A 16750-nucleotide genomic window follows, 5' to 3' on the forward strand; every position below is an offset into this window, starting at 1 on the left:
TGGGAGGGTGAGCTCGCAGGCAGACCTGGCGGACCGGTACGGCGCCCCCTCGCCGCGGCGGCGCCTCCTGCTGACCGTGGTGGTCGCGGCGGTGGCCGCGGCGCTCCTCGGCTGGCTGGCGTGGGCGGCCTGGTTCCACTCGAACCCCGGCGCGAAGTCCGGCCAGGTGGGCTACGAGGTGGTCGACGACCACACCGTCACCATGGTGCTCGACGTCGTGCTCGACGACGCGGAGGAGGCCGACTGCCTGGTCCGGGCGTTCTCCGAGGACAAGGCGACCGTCGGCGAGCTGGCCTTCACCGCCGTCGACGGACGCCAAGAGGTCACCGTCCGCACCGAGCGCCGGGCCACGAGCGTGGAGAACCTCGGTTGCCGGGTCGAAGGACAGGCCCGCCGCCGCTGATGTTGCTAGACTGGTCGATCAACCAGTCACCCGCAGGGCTCAGAGGGAAAGTTCGCCACCGGCGACGAGCCCCGCGGGTGTTGCTTTTGCGTACAGGAGTGGAGCCATGACCCAGTCGACCGAGCAGGCCACCATCTGGCTGACCCAGGAGGCCTACGACAAGCTCAAGGCGGAGCTCGAGGACCTCAAGGGGCCGAAGCGCCAGGAGATCATCGACCGCATCAGCGCCGCCCGCGACGAGGGCGACCTCAAGGAGAACGGCGGCTACCACGCCGCCAAGGACGAGCAGGGCAAGCAGGAGGCCCGGATCCGTCAGCTCGAGGACATGCTCCGCCGCGCCGAGGTCGGGGAGACCCCGGCCGACGACGGCGTCGTCGAGCCCGGCATGAAGGTCACCGTCCGGTTCGTCGACTTCGGCGACGAGGAGACCTTCCTCTTCGGCGCCCGCGAGATGGAGGAGGAGGGCCTCACGGTCTACTCCCCCCAGTCCGCGCTCGGCGCCGCGATCAACGGCCACAAGAAGGGCGAGACCGTGAGCTACGAGGCGCCCAACGGCAAGGACCTCTCGGTGGAGATCGTCGAGGCCGTGCCCTTCCAGGGCTGAGCGGCACCCGCAGGCTCACTCGTGGACGCGGTGGCCCCGCTCCCGGAGGCGCGCGAGCACCTTCTCGGCGTGCGGGGCCCCGCGCGTCTCCAGCTGGAGGCGCACCTCGACCTCGTCGAGGGCCAGGGTGGGTGAGATCCGCTCGTGGGCGACCTCGAGCACGTTGGCGCCCGTCTCGCTGACCTCGGCCAGCAGCTGCGCGAGGCCCCCAGGCCGGTCCGAGATGCAGACCCGCAGGTAGAGGTAGCGCCCGGCCGATGCCAGCCCGTGCCGGATCACCCGGCCGAGCAGCAGCGGGTCGATGTTCCCGCCCGAGAGCACCGCCACGGCCGGCGTCCCGAAGGCCCCCGGCTGGTCGAGCAGCGCGGCCACCGCGGCGGCCCCTGCCGGCTCGACCACCATCTTGGCCCGCTCCAGCAGGGCCAGCAGGGCGCGCGAGAGCGACTCCTCCGAGACGGTCAGGATCTCGTCGACGTGGTCGCGGACGGCGGCGAAGGTGATCTCGCCCGGCCGACCCACGGCGATGCCGTCGGCCATCGTGGTCATCGAGGGCAGCGCGACCGGTCCCCCGGCGGCCAGCGAGCCGGGCCACGCCGCCGCTCCCTCGGCCTGGACGCCGACCACCCGCACGTCGGGGCGCTGCGCCTTGACCGCGATCGCGATCCCCGCCAGCAGCCCGCCGCCGCCGGTCGGCACCAGCACGGTCTGCACCTCGGGGGCCTGCTCGAGGATCTCCAGGCCGCAGGTGCCCTGGCCGGCGACGACGTCGACGTGGTCGAAGGGGTGGATCAGGACCGCCCCGGTCTCGGCGGAGAACTGCTGCGCGGCCTCGAGCGCGTCCTCCAGGTAGCGGCCCGCGAAGACCACGTCGGCGCCGTACCCGCGGGTGGCGCGCTCCTTGGGGATCGGGGCGCCCTCCGGCATGAAGACGGTGGCCCGGATGCCGAGGGACTGCGCGGCCAGCGCCACGCCCTGGGCGTGGTTGCCCGCGGAGGCGGCCACCACGCCGCGGGCCCGCTCCTCCTCGGTGAGGCGGGCGATCCGCACGTAGGCGCCGCGGGCCTTGAAGGAGCCGGTCCGCTGGAGGTTCTCGCACTTGAGCTGCACCGGGCCCCCCACGAGGCCCGAGAGCCACCGGGACTCCTCCATGGGGGTCCGCACCGCCACCCCGGCCAGGGTGAGCGCGGCCTCCTCGACCTCGGCGAGGGTCACCCGCGGCGGGTCCGGCTCAGTCATCGCGTCGTCCTTCGTCGTCGTCGAGCACCGGGCTGTCGGGCTGCGGCACCGGCTCGGCCAGGTTGCCCGCCGCGCGCTCCGCGTCGATCTCCTCGTCGAGCACCTCGTCGGGGTCCGGCTCCCCCACGTCGGTCTGGTCGGCGAGGTGCTGCACCACGGCGTTGACGGCCGCCACCAGCGGCACGGCGACCAGCGCCCCGCCGATGCCGGCGACGACGAGGCCGCAGGCGATCGCCACGATCACGCCGAGCGGGTGCAGGGAGACGAACCGGCCCATGAGGAACGGCTGCAGGATGTGCCCCTCGAGCTGCTGCACGAGGATCACGCCGCCCAGCATCAGCAGCGCGGTGAAGGGCCCCTGGTCGACCAGCGCCACCAGCACGGCGACGGAGCCGGCGACGGTGGCCCCGATCATCGGCACGAAGGCGCCCAGGAAGACCAGGACGCCGATCGCCAGGACGAACGGCACGGAGAGCAGCCCGGCCACGACCATCACGCCGACCGCGTCGACCAGGGCCACGATCACGGTCGCCCGGACGAACTGGGTGAGCGAGATCCAGGCGACCCGGCCGGAGTTGTCCACGTGCTCGCGGGCGGCCCGCGGGGCCAGCCGGACCATCCAGGCCCAGATCCGCTCGCCGTCGGCGAGGAAGAAGTAGGTGGCGAAGAGGACGATGAAGAAGCCGGCCGTGACGTGGCCCAGGGCGGTGCCGATGCCCGTCACCTGGCTCACCACCTTGCCGTCCTTGGACCCCTCGGCGATGGCGTCCTGGGCGACGGTCAGGTAGTCGTTGATCTGGCTCTCGCTGGCGTTGAGCGGGCCGTCGCGCAGCCAGATCCGGATCTCCTGCAGCCCCTGCACGACCTGGTCGGCGAGGTCGGCGGCACCGTTGGCCACCTGCTGCCCCGCGAAGGTGAGCAGCAGGCCCACCACGCCGAGGGTGAGCACGACCGAGGTGATGCTGGCCAGGCCACGGGGGACCCCGACCCGGCACAGGCCGCGCACCAGGGGGCTGACCAGGGCCGCGACCAGCAGCGCGATCGCCAGCGGCAGCGTGACCACCGCGAAGTCGGCGACGGTCCGGGCGATCAGGTAGCCGGCCAGGGCGATCGCGATGAAGCGCCACGACCAGGCGGCCGCGAGGTCGAGGCCCCACGGCACCTGCGCCCGGCTGAAGTTGGAGGTGCCGCGCGTGATCACCGGCGGCTCGGCCCGGCGCTCGGCACGGATCAGCGCCCACTGGTGGGCCAGCTGCTGGGTGATCCGCTCGCCGAGGCTCTCCGCGGGGCCGCGACCCTCGTCCCCTTCTCTGTTCACCACGTCACACTATCCACGGGCGGTGGCGAGCCAGCGCTCCAGCAACCGGTGCGCCGCCGTGGGGTGCTCCCCGGCCAGCAGCCCCGCCCAGGCGAGGACGTGCCGGTCGTCGACCACGACCCGGGCGCCCCGGGGCAGCTGCCAGTCGCCGGGGTCGGCGAGCGCCGCGCCCAGCACCCGGTCGGCGACACCCGGCCGGCCGTGGCGCAGCACGCCGCCCGACCCGACCAGCAGCCGCACCTCGCGCAGGTCCTTGCCGCTGCGCTCGACGACCCGGCCGTCGGGCCCGAGCACCACCCGGGCGCGGCCGGCGTGCCGGCGCAGGGCCAGGACGACGGCGGTCCGGGCCAGCGCCTCGTCGAGCTCCGTGTCCGCCGGCTCGGTCGGGAGGAGGCCGGGGCCCTGCTGGCGTCGGGTCGCCGCGCCCTCGACGTCGCGCGGGAGGGGGAGGTTCGCCTCGAGCGCCGCCGCGACCGTGCTCGGGGCCGACCAGCGCATGCCGAGGTCGCCCTCGACCGTCCGGGTGAGCGGCGTGCTGGCGACCACCTCGCGGGAGAGCCCGCCGGCCCCGGAGCGGGTGGTGTCGGGGTCGGGCTCGACGGCGCTGTGCACGTCGGTGGTGGCGCCGCCGACGTCGACCACGACGACGTCGCCGACCAGCCCGGCGAGCTGCTCGACCCCGTCGAGGACCACGTCGGGGGTGGCCCCGCGCACGATGGCGCCGAGCTCGGCACGGGTCGAGAGGTGCTTGCCGCCGATCACGTGGGAGAGGAAGACCTCGCGGATCGCGTGCCGGGCCGACTCCGGGGCCAGCACCCCGATCCGGGGCACCACGTTGTCGGCCGGCACCACGGGGACGCCGGCCCCCGCCAGCGTCGCGACCACCCGGTCGCGGGCCGTGACGTCGCCGGCCACGACGACCGGGAGCGCCCAGCCGCGGACGGCCAGGGCGGCGGCGTCGGCCTCCAGGCGCGCCGCGTTGCCGCCGTCGGTGCCGCCGACCAGGAGCAGCACGTCGGGCTCGGCCGCGACCAGGGCGGCGTACCGCTCGTCGTCGAGGCCGCCCGCCAGCACGGCGACCACCCGACCGCCGCTGGACAGCGCCACCCGGCGCCCGGCCTCGGCGGTGACCAGCTCCTCGTTGCCGACCACCGCGATCCGCAGGCCGCCGCCGGCCGACGAGCAGGCCAGCACGGGGGCGTCGGCGGCCGCCGGGTCTGCCTCGGCCAGCACCGCCCGGCAGGCGTCGAGGCCGTCGAGCAGGTCGGCGCCGGCCCCGTCGGGCAGGGTGGTGCGGTGGCTGGCCGTGGCGACCAGGCGGCCGTCGGCCAGGTCGACCAGGGCGGTCTTGGTGAAGGTCGAGCCGAAGTCGGCGCAGACCGCGAGGTCGCGGGACGGGCGCGGGGCGCCCTCCTCGACCACCGGGGAGGGGTCAGCCCAGAGCACGGTCGAGGTCGGCGAGCAGGTCGTCGACGGTCTCGATGCCGACGCTGAGCCGGACCAGGTCGGCGGGCACCTCGAGGTCGGTGCCGGCGACGCTGGCGTGGGTCATCCGGCCGGGGTGCTCGATCAGCGACTCGACCCCGCCGAGAGACTCCCCGAGGGTGAAGACCTCGGCCCGGGCGCAGACGTCCAGGGCCGCCTGTTCGCCGGCCGCGACCCGGAAGCTGACCATGCCACCGAAGCGCCGCATCTGCTTGGCGGCGACCGCGTGGCCGGGGTGCTCCGGCAGCCCGGGGTAGATCACCTCGGCGACCGCCGGGTGGCCGGTGAGGAACTCCACCACCCGCTCGGCGTTGTCGCAGTGCCGGTCCATCCGGACCGCGAGCGTCTTGAGCCCGCGGTGGGTCAGGAAGCTGTCGAAGGGCCCGGGAACGGCCCCGATCGAGTTCTGGTGGAAGGCGACCGCGTCGGCCACCTCGAGGTCCCGGACGACCAGGGCGCCGCCGACGACGTCGGAGTGGCCCCCGACGTACTTCGTGGTCGAGTGGACGACCACGTCGGCGCCGAGCACGAGCGGCTGCTGCAGGTAGGGCGAGGCGAAGGTGTTGTCGACGACGAGCAGCGCCCCCGCGTCGTGGGCGACGGACGCCAGGGCCTCGATGTCGCCGATGTTGAGGAGCGGGTTGGTGGGGGTCTCCACCCAGACCAGCTTCGTGCGGCCCGGCTCGATCGCGGCGCGGACGGCGTCGACGTCGGAGACCGGGGCGGAGGAGTGCTCGAGCCCCCACGCGCGCTCGACCTTGTCGAAGAGCCGGAAGGTGCCGCCGTAGGCGTCGTCGGGGAGCACCACGTGGTCGCCGGGCCGGCACAGCGCCCGGACCAGGGTGTCCTCGGCGGCGAGGCCGGAGGCGAAGGCGAAGCCGCGCTCCCCTTCCTCGACCGCGGCCAGCGCGCCCTCGAGGGCGGTGCGCGTCGGGTTGGCCGAGCGGCTGTACTCGTAGCCGCCGCGCATCCCGCCGACGCCGTCCTGCTTGTAGGTGCTGGTGGCGTAGATCGGCGGGATCACCGCGCCGGTGGTCGGGTCGGGCTCGTAGCCGGCGTGGATCGCACGCGTCTCGAAGCCGGACTTGTGGGCGTGCTCCTGACCGGAGGTGGGGTTCGACTGGCTCACCCGTCCGAGACTAGTCCGCGGCGCGATCGGGTATCGCTCCCCCATGGCGATCGACGACAGGCACGCCCGCCCCGAGGGGCTGGACGACGCGACGGTGGAGGCGCTGGGCAAGCTCTCCGAGGCCCTCGAGTGCATCGAGCAGGCGCGCGGCATGCTCTACGGCTTTCACCGGCTCACCGGCACCGCCGACTTCGCCGCGGGCGAGGCGGCAGAGCTCTTCCGCGAGGCGGGCCACCCCGAGCTGGCCGAGCGGGTCGCCAGCGAGCTGGTCGGCCGCAACGTGCTCAAGGGACGGTGGACCTTCCAGGTGATGGAGGAGTACGACGACGGCTACTACGCCGACGTCAGGCGCCTCGAGCGCGAGGCCCGGGAGCAGCTGGCGGGGGGCCGCCGGCACCTGCAGGAGGCCGAGCTCAAGGAGCAGCGGCGCACCGCCGGGCGGCGGCACCACGAGCGCCGTCCCGACTCCGACCCCGGCGACCCCGGCGTCACCAAGGACCCCGACACCGCCGTGGGGCGGCCGCCCGAGCACCGGTAGCCCGCAAGCGCACCGGTGGGGAAGGATGCCGGCCCGGGCGTGGTTGTACGACCGCACGCCCCCCGCTGCCCACCTGAAGGAGTCCCCATGCTCTTCGGCCGCACCAAGACCGAGCTGCCCACCGCCGACCAGGCCCTCCCCGGCCGCCCCGAGCGTCCCTGGAGCCTCGGCCAGCACCTCGTGCTCGGCACCCCCGTGGTCACCGACGAGGTGCCCGACGGGATGGAGGTCGCGCTCTTCGGGCTCGGCTGCTTCTGGGGCGCCGAGGAGATCTTCTGGCAGGTCGACGGCGTCTGGTCGACCTCGGTCGGCTACGCCGGCGGGATCACGCCGCACCCGACCTACGACGAGGTCTGCTCCGGCCGGACCGGCCACACCGAGGCCGTGCGGATCGTCTTCGACCCCGCCCGGGTGACCTTCGCCGACCTGGTCAGGCGGTTCTTCGAGATCCACGACCCGACCCAGGGGATGCGCCAGGGCAACGACGTCGGCACCCAGTACCGCTCCGCCGTCTACTTCACCTCCCCCGAGCAGGAGCGGGTCGCCCGCGAGCTCACCCGGGTCTACGGCGACGAGCTCGACCGGCGCGGCCTCGGCACGATCACGACCGAGATCCGCCCGGCCGAGGAGGCCGGCTACTACTACGCGGAGGACGCGCACCAGCAGTACCTGGCGAAGAACCCGTTCGGCTACCGCTGCCACGCCAACACCGGCGTGAAGTTCCCCGCCTGACGGGCGCGCCCGTGCGGTTCAGGCACGACCTCGGCGACGGGCTGGCGCTGCGCCTGCGCGACCCGTCGACCGCGGAGCGGATGCACGAGCTCACGCTGGCCAACCTCGAGCGGCTGCGCGAGTGGGAGGAGTGGGCCCACGGCCCGCAGTCCCTGGAGGGGATGCGGCTCTTCACGCGCCAGCAGCTGGAGGGCTGGGTCGCGGGCCGGGCCCTGCCCGTCGTGCTCGAGCTCGAGGGCGTCCTGGTCGGCGCCGTCGGGGCCCGGATCGACCCCTGGGGCGGCACCGCCGAGGTGGGCTACTGGGTGGACGCCGACCACGAGGGTCGCGGGGCGGTGGGTCGCGGGGCCGCCGCCGTGGTGGCCGAGCTCCTCTCCCGGCCGGACGTCGACCGGGTGGAGATCCGCACGTCGACCCACAACCTGCGCAGCCGCGCGGTCGCCGAGCGGCTCGGCTTCCGGCACGAGGGGACGCTCGCGGCCGCCAAGCGGGTCGGGGCCGCCCGCCACGACGTGGCCGTCTACGGACGGGTCGCCCCCGGCTGACCAGCCGTCCGACACACTGGAGCAATGGTCGACCTCCCGCGCAAGGCCGTGGCCCGCACGGCGCGGCTCGCCGCGCTCCCTCTGGGGTACGCCGGACGCTCGGCCCTGGGCCTGGGCAGGCGGCTCGGCGGCGCGCCGGCCGAGGTGGTGCTGAGCGAGGTCCAGCAGCGCACGGCCGAGCAGCTCTTCCGGACCCTGGGCGAGCTCAAGGGCGGGGCGATGAAGTTCGGCCAAGCCCTGTCGGTGCTGGAGGCGGCGCTCCCCGAGAGCGCGACGGCCCCCTACCGGGAGCACCTCACCGCCCTGCAGGACGACGCCCCGACGATGAGCACCCAGCAGGTGCGCGACGTGATCGCCGAGTCGCTGGGCCCCGGCTGGCGCGAGCAGATCACCTGGCTGGACGGGGCGGCCGCGGCCGCCGCCTCCATCGGGCAGGTGCACCGCGGGACGTGGCACGACGGCCGCGACGTGGCCGTCAAGGTGCAGTTCCCCGGCGCCGACGAGGCGCTCCTGGGCGACCTGCGCCGCCTCTCCCGGGTCGCCCGCGGGGTGGCCCCCGTCTTCCCGGGGCTCGACATCCCGGCGCTGGTCCGCGAGCTGCAGGAGCGGGCCGCCGAGGAGCTGGACTACGGGCTGGAGGCCGAGTCGCAGCAGGTCTTCGCCGAGGCGTTCGAGGGCGACCCCGAGATCTTGGTGCCGCACCTCGTGCACGCGAGCGAGAAGGTCCTGGTCACCGAGTGGCTCGACAGCACCGGGTCGCTGGCCCGGGTGATCGCCGACGGCACGCAGGCCGAGCGCGACCACTACGGCGAGCTGCTGGTCCGCTTCACCTTCGCCGGCCCGGCCCGCACCGGGATGCTGCACGCCGACCCCCACCCGGGGAACTTCCGGACCGTCCCCCACGACGACGGCTCCCCCGGCCGGCTGGGGGTGCTCGACTTCGGTGCGGTCGCCCGGCTGCCCGGCGGCGCCTTCCCCGAGGCGATGGGTCGGCTGCTGCGGGCCGCCTCCTCCGGCGACAGCGACGTGCTGCTCGAGGGCCTGCGCGAGGAGGGCTTCGTCCGGCCGGGCGTGCGGGTCGACCCCGAGGCGCTGCTGGAGTACCTCAGCCCCTTCGTCGAGCCCATGACCTCGGAGCGGTTCCGCTTCAGCCGCGAGTGGATGCGGGGCCAGTACGAGCGCCTCAACGACCCCCGCTCGCCCCACTTCACGATGGCGACCAAGATCAACCTGCCGCCGTCCTACCTGCTGATCCACCGCACCTGGCTCGGCGGGATCGGCCTGCTCTGCCAGCTCGAGGCGGAGGCGCCGTTCCGCGGGCTGCTCGAGGAGCACCTGCCCGGCTTCGCGGGCTGACCGGCCCCTCTACGTCTGGTCCGCCGCCTCCTCGACCCGGGCCAGCAGGTCGGCCAACCGCTGCCGGTCGGCCGCGTCCAGCACGGCGAAGAGCTCCTCGGCGCCGGTGGCACGCGCCCGCCGGACGTCGCGCAGCAACGCCGCGCCCGCGTCGGTGAGCCGCACGCACGAGGCCCGGCGGTCGGCTGGGTCGGCGTACCGCTCCACCAGCCCGCGTCCCTCCAGGGCGTCGACGACGTCGGTGGTCGAGCGCGGCGCGATCCGGAGCTCGTCGGCGATCCTGCCGAGCCGCGGGCCGTCCTCGCGCTCGACGACCCGCAGCGCGCGCACCTGGTGCGGCGAGAGGTCCCACGGCTCGAGCTGCTGGGCGCCGCGACGGCGGAGCAGCCGCGCCACGCGCATCAGGCGCTCGGCGAGGTCCCCCTCCGCCTCCGCGCGGGTGCTGGGTGGCGTGTCCACGGCCACAGGCTACCGCATTGCTGCGGCGCCTCATTGTGAGGTAACCTCAGCATATGCCCGAGTCCCAGGGTCTCCTTCCAGAAAGGGGTGGTCGCATGAACGACTCCCCCCGCAGGCCCCAGCGCATCGACCCGGCCGACCGCGACCAGCTCGCCGAGTCCCCCGTGCGCCTGCGCCGCGTGGTGGCGCTCTTCGCCCCGCACCGCTGGGCCGTCCTCGCCGTGGTGGCGCTGATCGTCACCTCCTCCTCGGTCGCCCTGGCCCAGCCGTTCCTCGTCCGCGCCGTCATCGACCGCGCCATCCCCGAGCAGGACGTCCGCCTGCTGCTGCTCACGGTGGGCGCGATGCTCGCGATCACCGTCGTCACCGGCCTGCTCGGCGTCGTCCAGACCTGGCTCTCCACGTCGGTCGGCCAGCAGGTGATGCACCGGCTGCGCACGGACGTCTTCGCCCACCTGCAGCGCCAGTCGATGGCGTTCTTCACCCGCACCCGCGGCGGCGAGATCCAGTCCCGGCTCACCCACGACGTCGCCGGCATGCAGTCGGTGGTCACCACCACCGCGACCTCGATCGCCGCCCACGTCACCACCGTGCTCGGCACCGCCGTGGCGATGGTGGCGCTGAGCTGGCGGCTCAGCCTCCTCTCCCTGATCGTGATCCCGCCCGCGGTCTGGGTGACCCGCAAGGTGGCCCAGCTGCGCCGCGAGGTCACCGCGCGCCGGCAGCGCGGGCTCGCCGAGCTGCACGGGCAGACCGAGGAGAGCCTCTCGGTCAGCGGCGCGCTGCTGGCCAAGACCCTCGGCTCGTCGGCGGCCGCGACCGGCCGCTTCGACGCCACCTCGGCGGAGCTCGTCGAGCTCGAGGTGCGCGCCCAGCTCGCGGGGCGCTGGCGGATGGCGACCATGCAGATGGTCTTCGCCGCGATCCCCGCGCTGCTCTACCTGGCCGCCGGACTGCCGGCGACGTCGGGCGGCATGACCATCGGCACGCTCGTCGCCTTCACGGGCCTCCAGGCGGGCATCTTCCGGCCGGTCATGGGCCTGCTCGACGTCGGCGTCTCCTGGATCGCCTCGATGGCGCTCTTCAGCCGGATCTTCGGCTACCTCGACCTGCCGGTCGACGTGCCCCCGCCCACCCGGCCCGTGCCGCTCGAGCCCGCCGCTGTCCGCGGCGAGGTGCGCCTCGAGGGCGTCGGCGTCACCTACGCCGGCTCCGACCGGCCCGCGCTGACCGGGGTCGACCTGACGGTGCCGGCCGGCACGACGCTCGCCCTCGTCGGCGAGACCGGCTCGGGCAAGAGCACCCTCGCGGGCCTGCTGGCCCGCCTCCAGGACCCGACCACGGGCCGGGTGACGATCGACGGCGTCGACCTGCGCGACCTCGCGCCCGAGACGCTCGCGAGCATCGTGGGCGTCGTCTCCCAGGAGACCTACCTGGTGCACGCGACGATCCGGGAGAACCTGCTGCTGGCGAAGCCCGGCGCTCACGACTCCGAGCTCTGGGAGGCGCTGGAGGCGGCGCAGGTCGCGCACGTGGTGCGGGCCCTCCCCCGAGGCCTCGACACGATGGTCGGCGCGCGCGGGCACCGCTTCTCCGGCGGCGAGAAGCAGCGCCTCGCCGTCGCCCGCACCCTGCTCCGCGACCCCCGGGTGCTGGTCCTCGACGAGGCGACCAGCGCGCTCGACAACGCCACCGAGCGCGAGCTGCAGCGGGCGCTCGACCGGCTGAGCGCGGGTCGCACGACCGTCACGATCGCCCACCGGCTCTCGACCGTCCGGGACGCCGACCAGATCGCCGTGCTCGAGGGGGGAGTGGTCGTGGAGCTCGGCGACCACGAGGCGCTGGTCGCGCGGGGCGGTCGCTACGCGGGGCTGGCGGGAGCGCGGCTCGTCGCCGCGTGAGGCTCAGCCGGCCATCCGGCGGACCGCCTCGGTGAGCACCTCGGGCGAGGTGGCGAGGTTGAGCCGGACGTGCTGCTCGGCCCGCCGGTCGTACCGGGGCCCCGGCACCAGTGCCACCCCCCGCTCCAGGAAGATGGCGGCGGGGTCCTCCAGGCCGAGGGACGAGCAGTCCATCCAGGCGAGGTACGTCGCCTCGGCGGGCGCCGTGGTCACGCCCGGCAGGTGCTCGGCGAGCAGGTCGGCCAGGAGCGCGCGCCGGTCGGCGAGCTCGCCCAGGAGCTGGTCGAGCCACGGCTCCCCGTGCTCCCAGGCTGCGGTCTGCGCGATGACCGCGAGGTGCTGCGCGCCATGCGTCACCACCTCGTGGAGCCCGTGCCCCGTGCCGTGCCCGGCGACCAGCAGGGCGGTCTTGAGGCCGGCGAGGTTCCAGGCCTTCGAGCCGCTCACCAGCGCCAGCCCGCGACCCGCGGCGGGCAGCGACAGGTACGGCGTGAAGGTCGCGCCCGCGTGGACCAGCGGCGCGTGGATCTCGTCGGAGACCACGAGGACGCCGTGCTCGTCGGCCAGCTCAGCCACCGCGGTGAGCTCCTCGGGCGTGTGCACGGTGCCGGTCGGGTTCTGCGGGTTGCAGAGCAGGTAGGCCGAGCCCATCCCGGCCTCCTCGAAGGCCCCCCGCAGCGTGTCGAGGTCGAGGCGGTGGTCCGGCCCCAGCGGCGCCTCGACGAGGCGGCGACGGGTCGAGGCCACGAAGCCGAAGAACGAGTCGTAGACCGGCGGGCTGACCACGACGGCACCGCCCGCGGGGACCCGCGCCTGCACGAGCTCCTCGATCCCGATCATCACGTCGGGGACCTGCATCACCCGGCCCGGCTCGACCTCCCAGCCCCACCGCCTGGCTGCGAAGCCGACGAACGCCTCCACGAGCGGCGGGCTCCACGCGTAGCCGGTGTCGCCGCGGCGCATCGCGTCCGTGACCGCCTCCACCACGGGCGCGCAGGGGGCGGAGTCCATCTCGGCGACCCACAGCGGCAGCACGTCCGGGCCGTGGACCTGCCACTTGATGCTGGTGCGCGAGCCGCGCAGCTCGTCCAGTCCCGCTCCGAGGATCTCCATGCCCCGAGAGGCTATCGGCTACCCGTCGCCGACCCAGAAGCCGCGTCCGCCCCAGCCGCCGAAACCCTCGAATCCGCCGAACTGTCCGCCGTAGGAGCCCGACGGGCCCCGCGAGCCGAGGTAGCTGCCGACCACGGCTGCGCCGAGGTCGTCGAGCTCCGGGGAGACCATCCGGCCGTCGACCCGGCGGGCCATCGACTCGATGAAGCGGGCGAGTCCGGGGTCCTCCCCCAGCCGGAAGAAGGTGGTCTGGGCGCCCAGGCGGCGGCTGGCGTCCAGCTCGCGCACGGTGCGGGCGAGGGTGAGGGGGTGCGGCGGATAGCTGAACCACACCTGGCCGTCGGGCTCCAGGTGGGCGGTGGGCTCGCCGTCCGTCACGACCAGGAGGACGGGCTGGGCGCTGGGGTGCCGGCGGAAGTGCCGGTTGGCCAGCAGCAGCCCGTGGTGCAGGTTGGTCCCCTTGGCCCAGCGCGCGTCCAGGGCGGTGAGCTCCTCGACGTCCATCACCTGCGCGTGCCGGCCGAAGGCGATCAGCTGCAGCGCGTCGCCGCGGAACCGCGAGCTGATCAGCTGGTGCAGCGCCAGGGCGGTGCGCTTCATCGGCACCCAGCGGCCGTCCATCGCCATCGAGAAGCTGGTGTCGACCAGCAGCGCCACGCACGCCTGGGTGCGGGCCTCGGTCTCGGAGACCTCGAGGTCCTCCAGCTCCAGCCGCACGCCGCCGCGGACCGAGCCGCCCCCCGCCGTCGTGCGCAGGACGGCGTTGGTGACGGTGCGGGTCACGTCCCACGGCTCGGTGTCGCCGAACTCCCAGGCCCGGGTCGAGCCGGTGAGCTCGCCGGCGGCGCCCGCGCGACGCACGTCGCGCTGGCCCTGGCGCCCCGAGAGCCGCGTGGCCACGTCGCGCAGCAGCGACCGGCCCAGCTGGCGCATCGCCCGCGGGCTGAGCCGCAGGTCGCCGTCGGAGCCGCGGCGCAGGTAGCCGGAGTCACGCAGCGCGCGCTCGAGCTCGGCCAGCTTGCGCGCGTCCACCGCCGCCTCCTCGCCGAGCTGGCGGGTCAGCCGGTCGAGGTCGACGTCGTCGAGCCGGGCGCCGCCGTAGGACTGGGCGAGCTGCTCGGCGAGGGCGTCGAGGTCGGCCAGGTCCTGGAGCACCCCGGTGCCGTCGCCGAGGCCGAGCCCCTCCTCGCCGTCGAACCGCTCGGAGCCGCCCCAGTCCTCGCCGGGGCGCAGCGCCTGGAGGTTGGCGTCCATCCGGGCCAGCTGCTGCATCAGCTCGGGGCTGCCGAAGGCCTGCGCGGAGAGCTGCGTGAGCTCCTCGCGCTGCTCGGGCGTCATCGAGTTGAGCATCCGCTGGGCGGCGGCGCTGCGCTGGGCCAGGGCGTCGAGGAGCTCGTCGATGTCCTGGGGGTCCTCGGGGAAGAAGTCCCCGTGCTTCTCCATGAACTCGGCGAAGTCCTCGGCGGTGTCCTCGCCGCGGGCGTGCTTCTCCAGCAGGTCGTTGAGGTCGCCGAGCATCTCGTTGACCGCCGCCCGGTCCTGCTCGGTCGCCCCCTCCAGGGCCTGCTTCATCCCGGCGAACCGCTGGTCGAGCAGCTCGCGGCCCAGGAGGTCCTTGATCTCCTCGTAGGCCTGCCGGGCCTCGCTGCTGGCCCACTCGTACGACGAGAGCTCGGTGACCGCGGCCGACGGCGAGGCGGGCAGGTTCTCCAGGCGCATCTCGCGGAACGCGCGGTCCGCGTCGTCCATCTCCACGTCGCGGGCCAGCTGCTTGCGCTCCTCCAGCACGGCCCGGTCCAGCAGCTCCCGGACCTGCCGCAGGGTGCCGTCGAGGTCGTGCCGCTGCAGCAGCTCGCGTCGCTTCTGGGCGACCTTGGCGGCGAGCTCGTCGAGGCCGCGCTGGTCGGCGCCACCGCGACGCAGGAACTCCTGCATGGCCCGCTCGGGCGAGTAGCCGGCCATCACGTCCTGGCCGATGGCGTCCAGCGCCTCGGCCAGGTCGACGGGCGGCGCCAGCGGGTCGCCGCCGGAGTACCGCTGGTAGCGGCTCACGGGGCCGCCACCCGGCGGACCGTGCCGCCGGCGCGCAGCGCCCGCGGGATCTCGGCGACCTCGTCGACGGCCTCGATCAGCGCCTCGACCAGGGCGGGGTCGGGCCCCTCGACCTCGACGGCGTACCGCAGGCCGGTGGGGCGCCACTCCTCGTCGAAGCCGCCCTCCACCGTGACCAGGACGCCGTCCAGGGCCACCCCCAGCCGCGCGGCCTCGCGGTAGCAGTCGTTGAGCACGCAGACGCCGACCGACAGGTGCAGGAGGTGGGCGCCGGTGCCGACGGCGTCCGTGACGATCCCGTCGGAGGTCCAGGCGTGCGCCAGGTCGAGACCCTCGGCGAGGCGCAGCGACCCGGCCCCGACGCGCACCGCGTAGGGCTCCGGCTGCACGGCGGCCTCAGCCATAGACGGTCTCGCGGCCGTCGGAGTCCTTGCCGATCTTGCGGGCCAGGTAGAGGCCCTCCAGGGCGAGCTCGACCGCGCAGGCGGTCTCGCCGTCGTTGCGGGCGTCGAGCCGCGCGGCGATGTCGTCGTACAGCTCGGACTCGCCGAGCACCGGCAGGCCGGCGAGGAAGTCGCGGGCCGTGACCTGGCCCCCGGTGGAGACGGTGGCCCCGCCCTCCATCGCGTCGACGAGCAGCGAGAGGTCGAGGCCGCGGAAGTGCTCGCGGACGGCACCGGCGACGGCCGTGCGGAGCAGGTGGGTGAGGATCTCGGTCTCCCGGCCCTCCTCCCCCGTCTCGAACTCGATCTTGCCGCGCAGCACCTCCACCGCGGTCTCGAGGTCGACGACGCGGGCGACGGCGTGCTCCTCGCCCTGCAGGGTGGCCCGGTGCAGCGCGGAGGCGGCGATCGTCTCCGCGCCGGCGATCGCGAACCGGGCGCTGACGCCGGAGCGCTGGTCGACGGCGGAGGAGTCCCGCAGCGCCCGGGTGAACCGCGCCAGGACCTCGAGCAGGGCGTCGGGCACCTCGGCCGTCAGGTGCGCCTCCTGCCGGATCACGGCGATCTCGGCCTCGAGCTCAGCCGGGTAGTGGGTGCGGATCTCGGCGCCGAAGCGGTCCTTGAGTGGCGTGATGATCCGGCCGCGGTTGGTGTAGTCCTCGGGGTTGGCGCTCGCCACCACCAGCACGTCGAGCGGCAGCCGCAGGACGTAGCCGCGGACCTGGATGTCGCGCTCCTCCATCACGTTGAGCATCGCGACCTGGATCCGCTCGGCGAGGTCGGGCAGCTCGTTGATCGCGACGATGCCGCGGTGGCTGCGCGGGATCAGGCCGAAGTGGATGGTCTCCGGGTCGCCCAGGTGACGGCCCTCCGCGACCTTCATCGGGTCGACGTCGCCGATCAGGTCGGCGACCGAGGTGTCCGGGGTCGCCAGCTTCTCGGCGTACCGCTCACTGCGGTGCACCCACTCGACCGGGAGCTCGTCGCCCTGCTCGGCGGCGACCCGCTGCCACTGCGGGGTGATCGGGTCGTAGGGGTGCTCGCCCAGCTCGGAGCCGGCGATCACCGGGCTCCACTCGTCGAGCAGGCCGACCAGCGTGCGCAGCAGCCGGGTCTTGCCCTGGCCGCGCTCCCCGAGCAGCACGATGTCGTGGCCGGCGATCAGCGCCCGCTCAAGCTGCGGGACGACCGTGTCGGCGAAGCCGTGCAGCCCGGGCCAGGGGTCCTCCCCCGCCGCCAGCCTGGCCAGCAGGTTGTCGCGGACCTCCTCGCGCAGGCTGCGCAGGCGGTGGCCGGACTCGCGGAGCTGGCCGAGGGTGCGGGGGGCGGGGGCTTCGGACCGGGCGTCACCGGCGTACGTCGTCACGGCGTCCACGCTAGACCCGCACCGCAAGGTGGAGGTCCCGGACCTGGAGGTGCTCGTGCCGCTCACGCAC

Annotated in this window: 16 protein-coding genes; 7 read left to right on the plus strand and 9 right to left on the minus strand. The window is 74.6% G+C overall.

The annotated features are described in order from the left end of the window. Positions 1 to 7: 7 nt before the first annotated feature. Both DNK53_RS09850 and greA read left to right on the plus strand, forming a co-directional pair. Entirely contained in the window at positions 8 to 403 is a 396-nt protein-coding gene (locus DNK53_RS09850; protein WP_162599871.1) for a DUF4307 domain-containing protein, read from the plus strand. A gap of 106 nt (positions 404 to 509) precedes the next feature. Beyond that, complete coding sequence (gene greA / locus DNK53_RS09855; protein WP_110182078.1) at positions 510 to 1007, plus strand: transcription elongation factor GreA; 498 nt, start codon at positions 510 to 512, stop codon at positions 1005 to 1007. Between the two features lie 15 nt (positions 1008 to 1022). Here the strand turns inward: greA and ilvA are convergent, their stop codons facing one another. Genes ilvA through DNK53_RS09875 form a run of 4 tightly spaced genes read right to left on the minus strand, consistent with a single transcriptional unit; the run spans position 1023 to position 6175 of the window. Next, complete coding sequence (gene ilvA, locus DNK53_RS09860) at positions 1023 to 2243, minus strand: threonine ammonia-lyase (RefSeq protein WP_110182079.1); 1221 nt, start codon at positions 2241 to 2243, stop codon at positions 1023 to 1025. Beyond that, a complete protein-coding gene (locus DNK53_RS09865) occupies positions 2236 to 3561 on the minus strand; it encodes an AI-2E family transporter (protein ID WP_239456461.1) in 1326 nt (441 codons plus the stop codon). The genes ilvA and DNK53_RS09865 overlap by 8 nt, the downstream gene beginning before the upstream one ends. Positions 3562 to 3570: 9 nt before the next feature. Continuing rightward, positions 3571 to 5007, minus strand: a complete 1437-nt coding sequence (locus DNK53_RS09870) for a glutamate mutase L (protein ID WP_239456462.1) — start codon at positions 5005 to 5007, stop codon at positions 3571 to 3573. Further along, a complete protein-coding gene (locus DNK53_RS09875; RefSeq protein WP_239456463.1) occupies positions 4994 to 6175 on the minus strand; it encodes a cystathionine gamma-synthase in 1182 nt (393 codons plus the stop codon). Before DNK53_RS09875 ends, DNK53_RS09870 begins: the two co-directional genes overlap by 14 nt. 43 nt (positions 6176 to 6218) lie before the next feature. Here DNK53_RS09875 and DNK53_RS09880 point away from each other — a divergent pair, with 43 nt between their 5' ends. The 4 genes from DNK53_RS09880 to DNK53_RS09895 all read left to right on the plus strand — a co-directional run bounded on the left by DNK53_RS09880 (position 6219) and on the right by DNK53_RS09895 (position 9346). Then, positions 6219 to 6713: a hypothetical protein gene (locus DNK53_RS09880; protein ID WP_110182082.1), complete on the plus strand. Its 495-nt coding sequence runs from the start codon at positions 6219 to 6221 to the stop codon at positions 6711 to 6713. A gap of 87 nt (positions 6714 to 6800) precedes the next feature. Beyond that, entirely contained in the window at positions 6801 to 7445 is a 645-nt protein-coding gene (gene msrA / locus DNK53_RS09885) for a peptide-methionine (S)-S-oxide reductase MsrA (protein ID WP_110182083.1), read from the plus strand. A gap of 11 nt (positions 7446 to 7456) precedes the next feature. Continuing rightward, the gene (locus DNK53_RS09890; RefSeq protein WP_110182084.1) at positions 7457 to 7990 is read left to right on the plus strand and encodes a GNAT family N-acetyltransferase; all 534 of its coding nucleotides are present in this window, start codon (positions 7457 to 7459) and stop codon (positions 7988 to 7990) included. 24 nt (positions 7991 to 8014) lie between these two features. Then, positions 8015 to 9346 carry an ABC1 kinase family protein gene (locus DNK53_RS09895; RefSeq protein WP_110182085.1) on the plus strand — a complete coding sequence of 444 codons (1332 nt, stop codon included), beginning with the start codon at positions 8015 to 8017 and terminating at the stop codon, positions 9344 to 9346. Between the two features lie 9 nt (positions 9347 to 9355). Here DNK53_RS09895 and DNK53_RS09900 read toward each other — a convergent pair whose 3' ends face one another. After that, positions 9356 to 9805 (minus strand): MarR family winged helix-turn-helix transcriptional regulator, encoded by a 450-nt coding sequence (locus DNK53_RS09900; protein WP_239456464.1) that lies wholly within the window; start codon positions 9803 to 9805, stop codon positions 9356 to 9358. A gap of 95 nt (positions 9806 to 9900) precedes the next feature. Between DNK53_RS09900 and DNK53_RS09905 the strand changes: the two genes are divergently transcribed. Further along, the gene (locus DNK53_RS09905; protein WP_110182086.1) at positions 9901 to 11706 is read left to right on the plus strand and encodes an ABC transporter ATP-binding protein; all 1806 of its coding nucleotides are present in this window, start codon (positions 9901 to 9903) and stop codon (positions 11704 to 11706) included. 3 nt (positions 11707 to 11709) lie between these two features. Here the strand turns inward: DNK53_RS09905 and DNK53_RS09910 are convergent, their stop codons facing one another. The 4 genes from DNK53_RS09910 to DNK53_RS09925 are packed head-to-tail and all read right to left on the minus strand — an operon-like array spanning position 11710 to position 16680. After that, complete coding sequence (locus DNK53_RS09910; protein WP_110182087.1) at positions 11710 to 12819, minus strand: MalY/PatB family protein; 1110 nt, start codon at positions 12817 to 12819, stop codon at positions 11710 to 11712. Positions 12820 to 12837: 18 nt separating this feature from the next. After that, a complete protein-coding gene (locus DNK53_RS09915) occupies positions 12838 to 14871 on the minus strand; it encodes a vWA domain-containing protein (protein WP_110182088.1) in 2034 nt (677 codons plus the stop codon). Beyond that, positions 14868 to 15275, minus strand: coding sequence for an OsmC family protein (locus tag DNK53_RS09920; protein WP_110182089.1), 408 nt, complete (start codon positions 15273 to 15275; stop codon positions 14868 to 14870). Before DNK53_RS09920 ends, DNK53_RS09915 begins: the two co-directional genes overlap by 4 nt. Beyond that, on the minus strand, positions 15268 to 16680 hold the full coding sequence (locus DNK53_RS09925; RefSeq protein WP_110182434.1) for a magnesium chelatase ATPase subunit I: 1413 nt from the start codon (positions 16678 to 16680) through the stop codon (positions 15268 to 15270). Before DNK53_RS09925 ends, DNK53_RS09920 begins: the two co-directional genes overlap by 8 nt. Positions 16681 to 16750 lie beyond the last annotated feature (70 nt).

Source organism: Nocardioides solisilvae (assembly GCF_003194625.1).
Classification (GTDB): domain Bacteria; phylum Actinomycetota; class Actinomycetes; order Propionibacteriales; family Nocardioidaceae; genus Nocardioides; species Nocardioides solisilvae.

Bases quoted from the DNA above. Each gene is read 5' to 3' on its own strand.
- DNK53_RS09880 (WP_110182082.1), top strand. From the start codon at position 6,219: ATGGCGATCGACGACAGGCACGCCCGCCCCGAGGGGCTGGACGACGCG.
- DNK53_RS09920 (WP_110182089.1), bottom strand. From the start codon at position 15,275: ATGGCTGAGGCCGCCGTGCAGCCGGAGCCCTACGCGGTGCGCGTCGGG.
- DNK53_RS09905 (WP_110182086.1), top strand. From the start codon at position 9,901: ATGAACGACTCCCCCCGCAGGCCCCAGCGCATCGACCCGGCCGACCGC.
- DNK53_RS09895 (WP_110182085.1), top strand. From the start codon at position 8,015: ATGGTCGACCTCCCGCGCAAGGCCGTGGCCCGCACGGCGCGGCTCGCC.
- ilvA (WP_110182079.1), bottom strand. From the start codon at position 2,243: ATGACTGAGCCGGACCCGCCGCGGGTGACCCTCGCCGAGGTCGAGGAG.
- greA (WP_110182078.1), top strand. From the start codon at position 510: ATGACCCAGTCGACCGAGCAGGCCACCATCTGGCTGACCCAGGAGGCC.
- msrA (WP_110182083.1), top strand. From the start codon at position 6,801: ATGCTCTTCGGCCGCACCAAGACCGAGCTGCCCACCGCCGACCAGGCC.
- DNK53_RS09910 (WP_110182087.1), bottom strand. From the start codon at position 12,819: ATGGAGATCCTCGGAGCGGGACTGGACGAGCTGCGCGGCTCGCGCACC.